The sequence below is a fragment of the Bacillus sp. MHSD_36 genome, from assembly GCF_030757775.1.
GTDB lineage: Bacteria > Bacillota > Bacilli > Bacillales > Bacillaceae_G > Bacillus_A.
Genome location: NZ_JAVBIS010000004.1, coordinates 535,323 through 551,196, shown reverse-complemented (window position 1 = coordinate 551,196; position 15,874 = coordinate 535,323). Strand labels below are relative to the sequence as shown.

Annotated in this window: 18 protein-coding genes; 10 read left to right on the top strand and 8 right to left on the bottom strand. The window is 37.3% G+C overall.

What is annotated here, in order from left to right; genetic code table 11:
- Nucleotides 1-64 precede the first annotated feature (64 nt).
- On the top strand, nt 65-1,057 hold the full coding sequence (locus Q9B79_RS19970) for a 2-hydroxyacid dehydrogenase (RefSeq protein WP_306186915.1): 993 nt from the start codon (nt 65-67) through the stop codon (nt 1,055-1,057).
- Between the two features lie 109 nt (nt 1,058-1,166).
- Nucleotides 1,167-2,006 carry an alpha/beta fold hydrolase gene (locus Q9B79_RS19965; RefSeq protein WP_306186912.1) on the top strand — a complete coding sequence of 280 codons (840 nt, stop codon included), beginning with the start codon at nt 1,167-1,169 and terminating at the stop codon, nt 2,004-2,006.
- A gap of 29 nt (nt 2,007-2,035) precedes the next feature.
- Here the strand turns inward: Q9B79_RS19965 and Q9B79_RS19960 are convergent, their stop codons facing one another.
- On the bottom strand, nt 2,036-2,287 hold the full coding sequence (locus Q9B79_RS19960; protein WP_000537632.1) for a YugE family protein: 252 nt from the start codon (nt 2,285-2,287) through the stop codon (nt 2,036-2,038).
- 117 nt (nt 2,288-2,404) lie between these two features.
- On the opposite strand from Q9B79_RS19960, the gene Q9B79_RS19955 reads away from it, so the two are divergent.
- The gene (locus tag Q9B79_RS19955; RefSeq protein WP_306186909.1) at nt 2,405-3,556 is read left to right on the top strand and encodes a MalY/PatB family protein; all 1,152 of its coding nucleotides are present in this window, start codon (nt 2,405-2,407) and stop codon (nt 3,554-3,556) included.
- A gap of 94 nt (nt 3,557-3,650) precedes the next feature.
- Here the strand turns inward: Q9B79_RS19955 and sodC are convergent, their stop codons facing one another.
- Complete coding sequence (sodC, locus tag Q9B79_RS19950) at nt 3,651-4,190, bottom strand: superoxide dismutase [Cu-Zn] (RefSeq protein ID WP_306186907.1); 540 nt, start codon at nt 4,188-4,190, stop codon at nt 3,651-3,653.
- A 68-nt stretch (nt 4,191-4,258) separates the two neighbouring features.
- Nucleotides 4,259-4,435, bottom strand: a complete 177-nt coding sequence (locus Q9B79_RS19945; RefSeq protein WP_000982762.1) for a hypothetical protein — start codon at nt 4,433-4,435, stop codon at nt 4,259-4,261.
- 165 nt (nt 4,436-4,600) lie between these two features.
- On the opposite strand from Q9B79_RS19945, the gene kapB reads away from it, so the two are divergent.
- Entirely contained in the window at nt 4,601-4,984 is a 384-nt protein-coding gene (gene kapB / locus Q9B79_RS19940) for a kinase-associated lipoprotein KapB (protein ID WP_001209345.1), read from the top strand.
- Nucleotides 4,985-5,025: 41 nt separating this feature from the next.
- On the opposite strand, the gene kapD is transcribed toward kapB, so the two are convergent.
- The gene (gene kapD / locus Q9B79_RS19935; RefSeq protein WP_306186903.1) at nt 5,026-5,649 is read right to left on the bottom strand and encodes a 3'-5' exonuclease KapD; all 624 of its coding nucleotides are present in this window, start codon (nt 5,647-5,649) and stop codon (nt 5,026-5,028) included.
- A 289-nt stretch (nt 5,650-5,938) separates the two neighbouring features.
- Between kapD and Q9B79_RS19930 the strand changes: the two genes are divergently transcribed.
- Nucleotides 5,939-7,264, top strand: coding sequence for an ArsB/NhaD family transporter (locus Q9B79_RS19930; RefSeq protein ID WP_306186900.1), 1,326 nt, complete (start codon nt 5,939-5,941; stop codon nt 7,262-7,264).
- Between the two features lie 90 nt (nt 7,265-7,354).
- Here the strand turns inward: Q9B79_RS19930 and Q9B79_RS19925 are convergent, their stop codons facing one another.
- On the bottom strand, nt 7,355-7,822 hold the full coding sequence (locus tag Q9B79_RS19925; RefSeq protein WP_306186898.1) for a hypothetical protein: 468 nt from the start codon (nt 7,820-7,822) through the stop codon (nt 7,355-7,357).
- Between the two features lie 117 nt (nt 7,823-7,939).
- Between Q9B79_RS19925 and Q9B79_RS19920 the strand changes: the two genes are divergently transcribed.
- Nucleotides 7,940-8,653 (top strand): DNA alkylation repair protein, encoded by a 714-nt coding sequence (locus Q9B79_RS19920; RefSeq protein WP_306186896.1) that lies wholly within the window; start codon nt 7,940-7,942, stop codon nt 8,651-8,653.
- 348 nt (nt 8,654-9,001) lie between these two features.
- On the top strand, nt 9,002-10,378 hold the full coding sequence (locus tag Q9B79_RS19915) for a glycine--tRNA ligase (protein ID WP_000287154.1): 1,377 nt from the start codon (nt 9,002-9,004) through the stop codon (nt 10,376-10,378).
- 39 nt (nt 10,379-10,417) lie between these two features.
- Here the strand turns inward: Q9B79_RS19915 and Q9B79_RS19910 are convergent, their stop codons facing one another.
- Entirely contained in the window at nt 10,418-10,801 is a 384-nt protein-coding gene (locus tag Q9B79_RS19910; RefSeq protein ID WP_001140611.1) for a hotdog fold thioesterase, read from the bottom strand.
- A gap of 95 nt (nt 10,802-10,896) precedes the next feature.
- Between Q9B79_RS19910 and Q9B79_RS19905 the strand changes: the two genes are divergently transcribed.
- Nucleotides 10,897-11,640, top strand: coding sequence for a DUF3298 and DUF4163 domain-containing protein (locus Q9B79_RS19905; protein WP_306186891.1), 744 nt, complete (start codon nt 10,897-10,899; stop codon nt 11,638-11,640).
- 50 nt (nt 11,641-11,690) lie between these two features.
- Nucleotides 11,691-12,284, top strand: a complete 594-nt coding sequence (locus tag Q9B79_RS19900) for a biotin transporter BioY (protein WP_306186889.1) — start codon at nt 11,691-11,693, stop codon at nt 12,282-12,284.
- Between the two features lie 47 nt (nt 12,285-12,331).
- On the opposite strand, the gene galU is transcribed toward Q9B79_RS19900, so the two are convergent.
- On the bottom strand, nt 12,332-13,219 hold the full coding sequence (galU, locus tag Q9B79_RS19895) for a UTP--glucose-1-phosphate uridylyltransferase GalU (protein WP_002097988.1): 888 nt from the start codon (nt 13,217-13,219) through the stop codon (nt 12,332-12,334).
- Between the two features lie 107 nt (nt 13,220-13,326).
- Nucleotides 13,327-15,051 (bottom strand): phospho-sugar mutase, encoded by a 1,725-nt coding sequence (locus tag Q9B79_RS19890; RefSeq protein WP_306186888.1) that lies wholly within the window; start codon nt 15,049-15,051, stop codon nt 13,327-13,329.
- Nucleotides 15,052-15,194: 143 nt separating this feature from the next.
- On the opposite strand from Q9B79_RS19890, the gene cdaS reads away from it, so the two are divergent.
- On the top strand, nt 15,195-15,800 hold the full coding sequence (gene cdaS, locus Q9B79_RS19885) for a sporulation-specific diadenylate cyclase CdaS (protein WP_306186886.1): 606 nt from the start codon (nt 15,195-15,197) through the stop codon (nt 15,798-15,800).
- Nucleotides 15,801-15,874: the final 74 nt, after the last annotated feature.

Here is a 15,874-nt window from a genome sequence, read left to right as displayed (position 1 = left end):
TTTTGAGGCGAGAGGCTTACTGTCCGTTAAAGCGGGGTAAAGTGAAACTTTACTCAGCGGAAAAATGCATGATAAAGCGAAAGGGGATGGAACCGTGAAACCAAAAGTTTATATTGCCGAACCAGTTCCAACATTTGTAGAAACATATTTATCAGAACACTGTGATTATGAAAAATGGGAGAAAAATGAGAAGGTACCGCGTGATATCCTATTAGAGAAAATACAAGATAAAGACGGTTTATTAAATTTTGGATCTGCTATTAATGAAGAATTATTAGAGGTAGCTCCTAACTTAAAAGTAGTGAGCAACATTTCTGTCGGTTACGATAATTTTGATTTACAAGCGATGGAAAAGAGAAATGTAATCGGAACGAATACACCATACGTACTAGATGATACAGTAGCTGACCTCGTTTTCGCTCTTATGTTATCTGCTAGTCGTCGTGTTTGTGAACTGGACTCCTACGTAAAAAATGGTGAATGGAATGCCGAAATTGGAAAAGAGCACTTCGGGCTAGATGTACACCATAGTACAATCGGTATTATCGGAATGGGCAGAATTGGTGAAGCTGTGGCAAAACGAGCAAAATTCGGATTTGATATGGATGTTCTTTATTATAACCGTCGCCGTAAAGAAGAAGCAGAGCAAAAATTTGATGCTACATATTGTGATCTACAGACGCTATTAAAGCAATCTGACTTTATTGTTCTTCTTACTCCATTAACAGATGAAACGTATCATCTTATCGGAGAAAAGGAATTTTCATTAATGAAAGAAACAGCAATCTTCATTAATGCTTCTCGCGGGAAAACAGTAGATGAAGAAGCGTTAATCCATGCCTTAACAGAAAAGAAAATCTTTGCAGCAGGCATCGATACTTTTACACAAGAGCCGATTCAAAAAGACAATCCGCTCTTATCCTTACAAAATGTCGTGACTTTACCGCACATCGGATCTGCAACATTAAAAACTAGGCGGCAAATGGCTATGACAGCCGCTGAAAATTTAGTCGCAGGATTACAAGGAAAAACACCGCCTAATATTGTTCGCGCATAATAATGAATAAGTGAAAGGCAAGATGACATCGTCATCTTGCCTTTTTTTGTTAACATATTTTTTTCTGCCTTGGAGATGATATGAACAAAAATCAATGGAGTGACAAAAAATGAATCACGAATATACTTGTCCTTATTTCACTTTTTCCACTCGCGGCACTACTGTTCATTACGAATTGTATGAACATAACAATAAAACAGAACGTCCTACTTTCGTACTCGTTCACGGCTTTTTATCTTCCTCATTCAGTTACCGCCGTCTTATCCCTTTACTATCGAAGGAAGGAACCGTACTGGCTCTTGATTTACCACCGTTCGGTAAAAGTGATAAGTCGCATCTATTTAAGTATTCTTATCACAACTTAGCAACAGTTATTATTGATTTAATTGAACACTTATCTCTCTCAAATATTATATTAGTTGGGCATTCTATGGGTGGCCAAATTTCTCTTTATGTAAACCGTATACGTCCTGAATTAATCTCAAAGACAATTTTACTGTGTAGCTCTAGCTATTTAGCACGTGCAGCTTTGCCTTTGCTATATTCTTCTTATTTACCGTTCTTTCATTTATATGTAAAGAACTGGATTATCCGGCGCGGCATCGTTCATAACTTAATGAATGTCGTTCATGATCACTCATTAATTGATGATGAGATGAAGGAAGGTTACTCTGCTCCTTTTTATGACAACCGTATCTTCCCCGCTTTAACTCGTATGATACGCGATCGTGAAGGTGACTTATCTTCAACTGAATTACAAAAAATCGAAACACCTACGCTACTCATTTGGGGTGAAAAAGATCGAGTCGTCCCTGTACATGTAGGTCATCGTCTACACAAAGATTTACCGAATTCGAAATTTATTTCTTACGAAAATACAGGGCATTTACTACCTGAAGAAAAACCTGAACATGTGTATGAAGAAATTATCGCTTTTTCTGCGCAATAATATGAAAGGCTGTCGGAAATTCCGACAGCCTACAATGAACAACTTCCGCCTTCTTTTATTACAAGTAATTCCACAGCTAACTTCTCACATTTTTCAAGCGCAGGTACTTCCTCAAAAGACATAAAGTATATATGTTGAATCTTTTTTGCGATATATTTTGGATCGTCAAACACACTTGCGACGTTCACAACATCGCTCGCTTCTGTTTCGTAAAACTCCGGTCCCATTTGAAACGGATCCCAATTCTTCACAACCTCTATCATCTTTTCATATGTACCCATTCGCTTCCCGCCTTTTCACTTTTTAATACTTTTCTTTATCCTATCATATCAGCTATTCTATAAGAAGAGAGAGAACTTTCATAACTTAACGGTTTTACAGAAGAAGGGGGCAAACTTATGCAACTATTTCATAAAACAGTCAATCGCCGTGGAACTCATAGTACAAAATGGGATACATATAAAAACGAAGAACTTATCCATGCTTGGATTGCTGATATGGATTTTGAAGTACCACAACCAATTCAAACTGCTTTAAAGAAACGTATCGAACATCCTATTTTCGGCTATACACTTCCTCCTGAAAATATTGGAGATATTATTTGTAACTGGACAAAAAAACAGTACAACTGGGATATTCAAAAAGAATGGATTGTTTTTAGCGCGGGAATCGTTCCAGCTCTTAGTACGAGCATACAGGCCTTCACAAAGGAAAATGAATCCGTTCTCGTACAACCACCTATTTATCCCCCATTTTTCGAAATGGTTACAACAAACAATAGACAATTATGCGTGAGTCCATTACAGAAACAAAATGATACATATGCGATAGACTTCAAGCATTTAGAAAATCAATTCCAACAAGGCGTCAAACTTATGCTTCTTTGTAGCCCTCACAACCCAATCGGGCGTGTTTGGTCAAAAAAGGAACTCACACAGCTTGGTGCGTTATGTACGAAATATAATATAATCGTTGTCGCGGATGAAATTCATTCCGATATTATTTACGCAGACCATACACACATACCATTCGCTTCCTTATCAGAAGAATTAGCAGCGCGTACCATTACTTGTATGGCTCCGAGTAAAACATTTAATATCGCTGGATTACAAGCATCGATTATTATCATACCAAACGAAAAACTCCGTCAAACCTTTACCTCTATCCAATATAGACAAGGTTTCCACGGATTAAATACATTCGCCTATACAGCAATGCAAAGCGCTTATACAGAATGTAACGATTGGCTAAATGAAATTCGATTATATATAGAAGATAACGCTCAATTTGCTTGTAAATATATTAAAGATCATATACCTGCTCTTTCTGTAACGAAGCCAGAAGGTAGCTTTTTGCTATGGATTGATTGCTCTCGCCTACAACTTTCTCAAAACGAACGTACCACATTGCTTGAGGAAAAAGGGAAAATCATCGTTGAGCCTGGTGAAAAATACGGATTAGGCGGCGAAGAACATATTCGAATTAACATCGGCTGTCCAAGATCTGTTTTAGAAGAGATTTTGAATAGACTGCGTCATACGTTTTCATAATAGAAAAGGAAGTTGTCCCATTTTTAGGACAACCTCCTTTTCTACAGTTGCCACTATCGGCGTTTAACAAAAAAGCTACCGCGCACGGTAGCTTTTACTTTTTCTTCATATCCGACGCTTTTTTTACAATAACACCACAAGCAATTCGATTACCTGATTTACCTGTCGGTTGTGTCATACCATCGTCAGCGTTTTCTGTAATAATAATAGACGCTCCATCTTTTCTATGAATCGTCGTTTTTCCTTCTTCAAGCGTTATGTGCGGCGCATCGATTTCTGCTTTAATTTTCCCAGAACCGTCTGCGATTACGTTTGGTAAATCACCGTTTTCTGCCCCCTTCGGATTAAGGAGTCCATGCTTTTTATTATCAGGATTAAAATGATTCCCAGATGATTCAAATCGTGGTGCTTTACACTCACCAATTTCGTGTACATGTATGCCGTGCGGGCCAGGTGTGAACCCTTCCCCTTTAATCTTAATTTTCACTCCGCTTGTTTGCTGCACTACTTTCGCAGTCCCAACTTCATCGCCTGAAGCATTATGTAATTTCACGTCAATTTCCTTCGGCTTTCCTTGGTCACAACCTGCCATCAGAAATATTAAACAACAACTGAAAAAAAGCCGTTTTTTCATTCTATTCCCTCCAAAATACATTCTGCCCTTAGATTGTCCGAGCATAGAGGGAAACATACAAAAATGAGCTACTGTTTCTTCTCAGCTAACAGCTTTTCTTCAACTTTCTGTAATCGATCTGCTTCTCGTTTTGATACACGAATGAACATACGCCACGTGGCAACCGCACCAATGATAAATAGAACGCAAACAATCCCTGGAATAATATATTCTGTTTTATCTTCCGGGAAGTATAAAGGCATCATATAGAACACTCCTTATTATAGGATTTGAAAACCATCAGAATTTTCTGTTATATTATTTTAAATTATAGTTGAACTGATTCATATTCTCAAGGGGACGTTCTGAAAGCAAATGATTTCTTTGACTCCTTCTCCTACTTTCCTTACTATAAACTTGAGGTGAAAAATATGAGAGAAACATTTGAAATTGGCGAAATCGTTACTGGTATTTATAAAACTGGAAAATACATCGGCGAAGTTACAAATAGCCGTCCTGGCAGTTACGTCGTAAAAGTATTAGCTGTTTTAAAACATCCAGTGCAAGGTGACTTACATAACGTAAAACAAGCGGATGTACCATTTTTCCATGAAAGACGTGCTTTAGCTTTCCGTGAACAAACGAACATTCCAGAGCAAATGGTGAAGAAATATGAAGGAGAAATTCCAGAGTATACAGAGTCACTCAAATTAGCATTAGAAACTCAAATGAATTCATTCTCTGAAGATGATTCACCTTTTGCGGTTCGTAGTCTAGAAACATTAGAGCAGTTAAAAAAAGACTACAAACTTTAAAAAAACAAAACGACCAAATTACATACTGTGCAATTTGGTCGTTACTGTGTACTCACCTTCTTTAGCACTTTTGAAAAATCAACGAGTTCTCCTAATGTTGGAGGTGCTGGTTTCACTAAATATTCTTTATCTTTTTCTACTAATTTAAAAATATTATACGTCGTCATCGCATCGTCTAGCGCACAATGATGCTTACCTGTCCCTACTTTTCCATACGCCTCAATTGCTTTCCACAATCCTGTTTGATTTCTCTCCCCAAAAAACTTCTTATACTCCATTGATAAATCACGACACTGCCCTAAGAACGGAAAGTCGACTCCCGCCATTTCACAATTATGCTTCAACACTTTCATATCCATATTTCCCCACGTAACAATGGTTGGTTTACATCTCTTTTCATATTCTGCAAGTTTTTTAACGAGTTCTGGAAACGAAATTCCTTTATCTACGGCTTCTTGTTTAATCCCTAAAAATTTCTTACATCGATCCGTTAATGAAGGAAAAGTTTTCGGCCTAACATGAGCTGAATATGTGTCCTCTACTTTACAGCCAACAACCGAAACGAGTCCTACCTCAATAATTTCCGGGAAAAATCCTTTTGGTTTTTTTCTGTGCTGGGGCATCGTAAACTCAAAATCCAAAAATAAAAATCGTTGTTCATCCATACGATCCCTTCCTTATCATCTTTGTCATTCCTTTCTATTTGACACTCCTACACGAACAAGCTCGAATGCTAATTCCATTTTAAATATTCAGATTGGATGTATCTTATATATATGTCAAATACCCGCAAATATTTTTAAAAATAAGAAAAAATGACCGATGCAGAAAATATGACAAAATAAACCCTTTCATTTACATCCTCCTTTTTTCTACTTTATAATGACGTTATGTGTGTTTCATCTAGTTACTTTTTGACACACTAAGAAAAGTGAATGAAAGGAGATGAGAGTTTTGCACGAAACAACGCAAGAGCTCGCAAACTGGCAGTATTATTTTGCTATCGCAGTCTTTTTAATTACATATGCCATTATTATTTCTGAAAAAATCAATCGCGCTGTCATCGCACTTCTTGGCGCAGCACTCATGGTAATTATGGGGGTCGTTGATTTACATAACGCCTTTACGAAACATATTGAATGGGGGACGATTACGCTACTCATCGGTATGATGATTTTGGTGAACATTACGAGTAAATCGGGTGTCTTCCAATACGTTGCCATTAAAGCAGCAAAAGGAGCACAAGGAAATCCAATTAAAATTTTAATTTCCCTTTCCTTACTTACTGCGCTTGGTTCCGCATTTTTAGATAACGTTACAACTGTACTTCTTGTTGTTCCAGTTACTTTATCTATTACGCGCATACTGCAAGTAAATCCTGTTCCTTATTTACTTTCTGAAATTATTTTTTCAAACATTGGAGGAACAGCAACATTAATTGGTGATCCACCTAACATTATGATTGGTTCTGCAAATAAGCATTTAGATTTCAATGCGTTCTTATTCAACTTAGCACCTATCGTAATCATTATTATTGGTGTGACAGCGACAATACTTTACTTCATGTATCGTAAACAATTAATTGCTGATCCTGTACAAGTTAAGAAATTAATGAGTTTAGATGAAAAGAAGTATATTAAAGATCCAGTATTAATGAAGAAATCTTTAACAGTACTTGGACTTACAATTGTAGGTTTCATGACTCATTCAATTTTCCATGTTGATGCAGCTATCATCGCTTTAACTGGTGCCACTATCCTTATGCTAATTGGTGTGAAAGAACATGAAATTGAAGAGGTATTCGCAAGTGTTGAGTGGGTAACAATCTTCTTCTTCGCAGGACTATTCGTACTCGTTGGAGGACTTATCGACATCGGTCTTATTAAAATGTTAGCTCAAAAAGTAATTGGCATAACGGGCGGAGATATCTCTTACGCATCTATCCTTATTTTATGGGTATCTGGTATCGCCTCGGCAACAATTGATAACATTCCATTCGTTGCAACAATGATCCCACTTATTAACGATATGGCAGTTGGGCTAGGATTATCACCTTCTGACGCACAAATCGACGTATTATGGTGGGCATTAGCATTAGGTGCTTGTCTAGGTGGAAACGGAACATTAATCGGAGCTTCTGCTAACGTAATTGTTGCAGGTATCGCAAGCCGCGAAGGACATAAGTTTAGCTACATGGACTTCCTAAAAGTCGGTTTCCCAATAATGATCGTTTCATTAATCATTTCTCATATTTATATTTATGTACGCTACCTTATGTAGTAAAAAAGGGCTGTCCTATGTGACAGCCCTTTTTTCTTGGTCAACAAAAAGCTGTTCCAAAATATCTTTGAAACAGCTCCATGCATATATCTATTCGTTATATCTTACCGGCTCATTCCGAATAATAAATAAGTGAATTGGTAAGAAAACCGAAAATGTGATTGTATGAATAATTGTAAATAATATAGAGTTTGTTCCGTACCTATCTAAAATTGCGTAGATAAGATAAATAGACAGCACAATCGATACAGCTGTTGCTATTAAATATAGAATTGGTACGAAATTAAAAATGAAACATGCGACGTATATACCGAATACTTTCCATCCCGCTTCTTCTTTCAAGAAATCTGGTAATTTATCTTTCGCTAAATCACCCCATATCTTACTATTTAAAAAAGGAATAAATGCAAGAACACCATCGGTTGCACCATTATTTTTCGCCATCGTATACAGTGCAAAAGCCGTTAATAAATACGCAATAATTGCCCAAATCAATACAACAAGAATAAACGCAAAACTAAGAGCAAAGAAACCTGCTAGTAAACCTTGATCTTCCATCTTATCCTCTCCTCTCTACTCTCAACATATTTCATTCCATCGCAAGTTATGTTTTAAAATTTAACCAAACTCTCTGTATAATAATAGGAGTAAGATAATTAGAGAGGAGAACAACTGATGCATCCATTTGTAAAAGCACTACAAGAACATTTCATAGCTCACAAAAATGCGGAAAAAGCAGAACCGATGGCACGTTATATGAAAAATCACTTCCCATTTCTCGGTATTCAAACCCCCGAGAGAAGACAGTTATTAAAAGACGTTATTCAAATACATACTCTCCCAGATTCAAAAGACTTCCAAGTTATCATACGTGAGCTTTGGGATTTACCAGAACGTGAATTTCAAGCGGCCGCACTTGATATTATGCAAAAATATAAAAAGCATATAAACGAAACTCATATCCCCTTCTTAGAAGAACTCATTGTCACAAAGTCTTGGTGGGATACTGTTGATAGCATCGTCCCTACCTTTTTAGGCAATATCTTTTTACAACGCCCGGAATTAATTTCTGCCTATATTCCGAAATGGATTGCATCAAATAACATATGGTTACAACGCACCGCTATTTTGTTCCAGCTAAAATATAAACAAAAGATGGATGAAGAACTTCTTTTCTGGATTATTGGACAACTACATTCTTCAAAAGAATTTTTCATTCAAAAAGCAATTGGCTGGGTCCTTCGTGAATATGCAAAAACAAAGCCCGATGTAGTATGGGAATACGTGCAAAATAACGAGCTTGCCCCGCTCAGTAAACGTGAAGCAATTAAGCACATTAAACAAAATTACGGAATAAATAACGAAAAAATAGGCGAGACTCTATCATAGATAGACGCGTTCCTCTATTGAGATTTAAAAAAGAACGTGTTAGAATATGTTCATTATTATTAATATAAGTAGCGATGACGGACTTATAAGTACTTGCACAAAAAGCGATTCAGGGATAGTGAAAGCCTGAAGCTGCAAGGAAACGGCAGTCTCGAGCAATACGTGATAAAGTGGATGCACCTTTTGTGTATCAACTAGGGTGGAACCGCGGGCAAACGCTCGTCCCTAGGCAATTAAGCCTTGGGATGAGCGTTTTTTTTTATGTTTTTCAAAGCATATACCGCTCGTTTCACTAGCATCTGAGCATATCATCGCCAATACGTTAACTTTCAAAAGGAGGATTTTCTTATGTATTCAATGGAACAAGTAGTAAACTTAGCGAAACATCGCGGTTTTGTTTTCCCTGGTTCTGAAATTTACGGTGGTCTTGCAAACACTTGGGATTACGGTCCACTTGGAATCGAATTAAAAAATAACGTTAAAAAAGCTTGGTGGAAAAAATTCATTCAAGAATCTCCATACAACGTTGGTTTAGACGCAGCTATTTTAATGAACCCAAAAACTTGGATCGCTTCTGGTCACGTTGGTAACTTCAATGATCCAATGATCGACTGTAAAAAATGTAAAGCGCGTCACCGTGCTGACAAATTAATTGAAGATGCATTAGATGCAAAAGGCATCGAAATGGTTGTTGATGGTCTTACTTTCGACCAAATGGCTGACTTAATGAAAGAACATGAAGTAAAATGTCCTGATTGCGGTAGTGAAGAATTCACTGAAATCCGTCAGTTCAACTTAATGTTCAAAACATTCCAAGGTGTTACAGAGTCTAGCACAAACGAAATCTTCCTTCGTCCTGAAACAGCACAAGGTATTTTCGTAAACTTTAAAAACGTACAACGCTCTATGCGTAAAAAACTTCCATTTGGTATTGGCCAAATCGGTAAGAGCTTCCGTAATGAAATCACACCTGGTAACTTCACATTCCGTACACGTGAATTCGAACAAATGGAACTTGAATTCTTCTGTAAGCCTGGTGAAGATTTAGAGTGGTTCGCATTCTGGCGTGAAACTTGTAAGAACTGGTTACTTTCACTTGGTATGACTGAAGAAAGCATGCGTCTTCGTGACCACGGTGAAGAAGAGTTATCTCACTACAGTAACGCAACAACTGATATTGAATTCAAATTCCCATTCGGTTGGGGCGAGCTATGGGGCGTTGCATCTCGTACAGACTTCGATTTAAAACGTCACATGGAACATTCTAACGAAGACTTTAACTATATTGATCCACAAACGAATGAGCGTTACGTACCGTACTGCATCGAGCCATCTTTAGGTGCTGACCGCGTAACATTAGCATTCTTATGTGATGCATATGAAGAAGAGCAATTAGAAAACGATTCTCGTACAGTTCTTCGTTTCCACCCTGCTTTAGCACCATACAAAGCAGCGATCTTACCATTATCTAAAAAGCTATCTGAAGGTGCTACTGAAGTATTCGCAGAACTAGCTAAAGACTTCATGGTAGACTTTGATGAAACTGGTTCTATCGGTAAACGTTACCGTCGTCAAGACGAAATCGGTACACCATTCTGTATCACTTATGACTTCGACTCAGTTGAAGACAAAGCTGTTACAGTACGTGACCGTGACACAATGGAACAAGTTCGTATGCCAATTAGCGAACTAAAAGGTTTCTTAGAGAAGAAAATCCAGTTCTAATGATAAAAAAAAGAGGCAGCTCATGAGAGCGCCTCTTTTTTACTTTTCACGTTTTTCTTTAATTGCTACTGTACACCTTGAAATACATAATAAATCGTCATTCTCATCAATGATACGCACATCCCAAACCATCGTTGAATTCCCTCTATGTATCGGTGTTCCAATTGCCGTTACAATTCCATCTTTCTTTGAGCGAATGTGATTTGCATTAATTTCTAGACCGAAACAGATGCATTTCTCTTGATCAATTAAATTGTATGAACCAACGCTTGCTACTGTTTCTGCTAATGCAACAGATGCACCACCGTGTAAAAAACCAAACGGCTGATGCGTACGCTCATCAACAGGCATCGTAGCAACCACCTTATCTTCTGTCATCTCTAACAACTCAATCCCAAGTGAATCCATTAAAGTTTTTGCCATACCGCTTCCCCCTTCTCTTACTTTAATTAAATGTATAATTTTACCTGTTTATTTTCAAACTACGTATAACACTTATATAAGGAGGTTTCACCTAAATGAAACAGAAATTTTGTATACTACTGCTTATGTTCTCCTTGCTGACTATTGTACCAAATTGTGCACTAGCAGCCAAAGCATCTAACCTGACAATCGATGTTCAGACTGTAACGCAAAAAGGTAAGAAACCTTATATAGAATATCAAATTAATAGACCTTCATTTCATAACTTTTCTGATTCTAAATTTCAAAATAAGCTCAATTTCTATTACAAAAAATCTACTGACAAATTTAAAACCAGATTAGAAAAAGACGCAAAAAAATATTATAAAGAAACAGAAGGATCTAGTACACCATTTCATCCATACGTGGCAAATGTTGATTATAAAGTTTCTTTAAATAAACCACCTTTTCTCAGCCTATATTTGAATTACTATCAATATACAGGTGGTGCGCACGGTCTTTATACGTGGAAAGCAAACACATTTGATTTAAACGAAAAAAAGTTACTACGCTTAGATGATTTATTTCAACAAAAAGATAAATATAAAGAAGTAATACGCGCTGAGATTGTAAGACAAATTAAACAAAATGAAAGCATTTATTTTCCCGATGCAACTGAAAAGGTCATGAGCACGAAAAAGTTTCACTTCTTTTTAGAGCCGAACAATCTCGTCATTTATTTCCCTCTATATGAGATCGCTCCTTATTCAAGCGGAATTCCACAATTTCGTATTCCGTATACGTTGCTAAGAGAGGATTTGAAGCACTCTTATCAAAATATTTTGATTGACAACAAGTAAATAGTTTCGCTACGATAATGTTAACCTAAAAACAACAGGAGGTTAACATTATGAGGAGATTTCATGTTTTAGATTTAGCATTAGCTGCCATGTTCGTTGCTCTTATGGCCATTGGTGCAAATATTGTATCTTGGGCACCTTTCTTACAAGTAGCGGGCATCCCATTATCTATGCAACCATTTTTCGCAATTTTAGCAGGGCTTCTTCTTGGAAGTAGACTTGGCGCATTATCAATGACAGTTTATATGCTTGTTGGATTAGCAGGTGCGCCAATCTTCGCTAACTTCAAAGCTGGATTTGGAGCACTCTTAGATCCTACTGGTGGTTTTATTATCGCATTTATTATCGTTGCTTACGTCTCAGGAAAACTCGTAGAACAAAAGGAAAAACCAACATTTCGTACATTTGCAATTGCTTCGTTCACAGGAATCATTTTAACTTATATTATCGGCACTACTTATATGTACGGGGCAGTTAATTTCTTCATGGGTGGTAATATGAGCTATAAAGCTGCTTGGATGATTATGATGTGGTTCGCAGTAAAAGATATTGTATTTACAATTATCGGTGCTATTATCGCACCTCGTATATATTATGCTGTACGTCGTTCCGCTTATCAGCATTCTCATTCGACGATTTCATAAGAAAAAGGAGTTATTTCAGCGCACTGAAATAACTCCTTTTTCTTATATTAAGACTCTTGATTCGCTTGTTCTTCTAAAATTTTCTTCATCATTGCAACCATGTCATCACGTAATTCTGGGTGTTGCAGGGCCATTTCAATTGTCGTTTGAACGAATCCTAACTTTTCACCTACATCGTAGCGCTTTCCTTCGAAATCGTAAGCGAATACACGTTGAATTTCGTTTAAGCTTTGAATAGCATCTGTTAACTGAATTTCGCCACCAGCACCAACATGTTGCTGTTCTAAGAACATGAAGATTTCAGGTGTTAAAATGTAACGTCCCATAATCGCTAAGTTTGAAGGTGCTGTACCTTGCGCTGGCTTCTCAACGAAATTGCGAACTTGGTAACGACGACCTTCTTGTTCTAATGGATCGATAATTCCATAGCGATGTGTTTCCGACTCTGGAACAGTTTGTACCCCAATAACAGAAGAAAGTGTTTTTTCATACTCATCCATTAATTGACGTAAACATGGTTTCTCAGCTTGGACAATATCATCACCTAGTAACACTGCAAACGGCTCATCCCCAATGAATTTACGTGCACACCAAACAGCATGTCCTAGCCCTTTCGGTTCTTTTTGACGGATGTAATGAATATCTACCATTTTTGAAGAAGCTTGTACTTTTTCAAGCAACTCATATTTTTTCTTCTCCAATAGGTTTTGTTCTAGTTCAAATGCGTTATCAAAATGATCTTCGATAGAACGCTTTGTTTTACCAGTAACGATAATAATATCTTCGATACCCGATTTCACTGCTTCTTCTACAATGTATTGGATAGTTGGTTTATCTACTATCGGTAACATTTCTTTCGGCATTGCTTTCGTTGCTGGTAAAAAACGTGTTCCTAATCCAGCTGCTGGGATTATCGCTTTTCTTACTTTTTTCATCACAAAATACCCTCTCTCCTGTCGGAATCAATAGCAATCATTTCCTACATAAAACAAAAGGGAGATTTCGCTCCCTTTTGTTCCTTACTACTTAAAATTACTTTGTATTATAAACGATTCATAATGTCTTCTTTAATAGTAAGTAACTTTTGTTCACTATTTTGTAAAGAACTATCTTTTACACCAAAGTAGAACTTAATCTTCGGTTCAGTTCCAGATGGACGTAGGCAGAACCATGAACCATCCTCTAATTGATATTTTAACACATTTGATTTCGGTAAGTGAATCTCTTCTTTATGTCCATCTTGTAAAGATGTAACGATGCTTGCTTTATAGTCTTCAACTGCCACGACTGTTAAGCCCGCTACTTCTTTCGGAGGATTTTCACGGAACGTTGCCATCATCTCTTGGATTTTTTCCGCTCCATCTTTTCCTTTTAACGTTAACGATACAAGGTCTTCACGGAAGAAGCCGTACTTCTCAAATACTTCTAATAGACCGTCATATAGCGTTTTCCCTTGTGATTTGTAGTATGCAGCTACTTCACATGCGAATAGGACAGATTGTACTGCATCTTTATCACGGCAGAATGGGCGGATTAAATAACCATAGCTTTCCTCATAACCGAATTGGAATTCATATTGTCCGCTTTCTTCATACTGTCTAATTTTCTCACCGATAAATTTAAAGCCAGTTAACGTATCAATTGTATCTAAACCGTATGCTTTCGCGATTGTACGGCCGATTTCAGACGTTACGATTGTTTTTAATACGACACCGTTCTCTGGAAGTGTTCCGTTTTCTTTCTTTTGTGATAGTAAATAATCAAGCATTAAGGCACCTGTTTGGTTTCCTGTTAATACTTGGAACTCACCATTATGATTACGCACTGCTACACCAAGGCGGTCTGCATCAGGATCTGTTGCGATTAATACATCCGCTCCTACCTTTTCACCATCACGAATTGCATACTCAAACGCTGCATGCTCTTCTGGGTTCGGTGATTTTACTGTAGAGAAGTTTGGATCTGGTAACTCTTGCTCTTTTACAACTGTTACATCTGTAAATCCAACTTCTTTTAAACCACGGCGTACAGAAATATTTGATGTTCCGTGTAATGGTGTAAAGACTATTTTTAAGTCTTTGCCGGCCTTTTCCACCATTTCTTTATTAATGATGACATTATTCAATTCTGCAGCATATGCATCATCTACTTCTTGTCCAATAATATGTAATAAACCGTCAGCTTTTAATTGCTCCACATTAGCAACCTCAACTGTTAACTCGTCTTCTACTGCGTTTACGTAGCTGATTAACTCATCAGCTTCTTTTGGAGGCAACTGCCCACCATCTTCACCGTATACTTTGTAACCGTTATATTCTGGTGGATTATGGCTTGCCGTAAGAACGATTCCACTCACTGTATGTAAATGACGAACTGCGAAAGAAAGCACTGGCGTTGGACGTAAGCTTTCAAACACATATGTTGTGATACCATGTGCACCAAGTGTAGCAGCGACTTCCATTGCGAACTCAGGTGATTTATGACGAGAATCATACGCTACAACAACACCGCGTTTTTTCGCTTCCTCACCTAACTTTTCGATAAAGCTTGCTAATCCTTTTGTTGCTTTACGAACTGTATATACGTTTAAACGGTTCGTACCAGCACCAAGTTCACCACGCATACCACCTGTGCCAAACTCTAGATTTTTATAAAAGCTATCCTCAATTTTCTTCTCATCTTGCTTCATATTTTCTAGCTGTTCCTTTAATTCTGCATCTAATTGTGCGTAAGAAAGCCAGCGACTAAATTCTTGTTTCCAATTCATTCTTCTCTCTCCTCTCGCTCGTCATACCTTTATTATATGAAAAAAACATGTTGTATCTCAATATTTTATAAAATCTAGCAGGATTTTACTAGGAATATTTGTATACACTACTGTTAAATACTCCACTAAAGGGAATGAGGATTATGCGCGAATGGGGCTTGTCAGAAGAGCTCAAAATACAAACAAAGCAAATGATTGAAATTGCTGAAAAAGAACTATCAATTATGAGGAACGCAATCGATAAAGAAGACGAATGTATTTTATGCAAAATGGAAGATATTCATCATATGTTAGCAAATGTACAAACATTGGCAGCTACATACTATATTCAGGCATATTTATCACCTTATACAGAAAGTTCATCTTTTATTACGACAGCTATCCAACATTTAAGCGCCAGAAAACATGGTGCTCTTATTGTTGTGGAACGAAACGAGACGCTTGATTCTTGTATTCAAACTGGAACAACGTTAAACGCTCATTTAACCGCACCACTGCTCGAATCGATTTTTTATCCAGGTAACCCTCTTCATGATGGAGCTGTTCTCGTTAAAAATAATCATATTGTCTCAGCTGCCAATATTCTTCCGCTCACGAAAAGTACAGAAGTTGATCCTGAGCTAGGAACACGTCACAGAGCTGCAATTGGATTATCGGAAAAAAGCGATGCCCTTATTTTAGTTGTCTCTGAAGAAACAGGTCGCACTTCATTCGCTTTAAATGGGACGTTATATACGATTTCTTTATAAAGTGAAATTACATCGGCCGGAACACCACATATATCAATAAGAAAGGCTGTTCCAAAATATTGGAACAGCCTTCT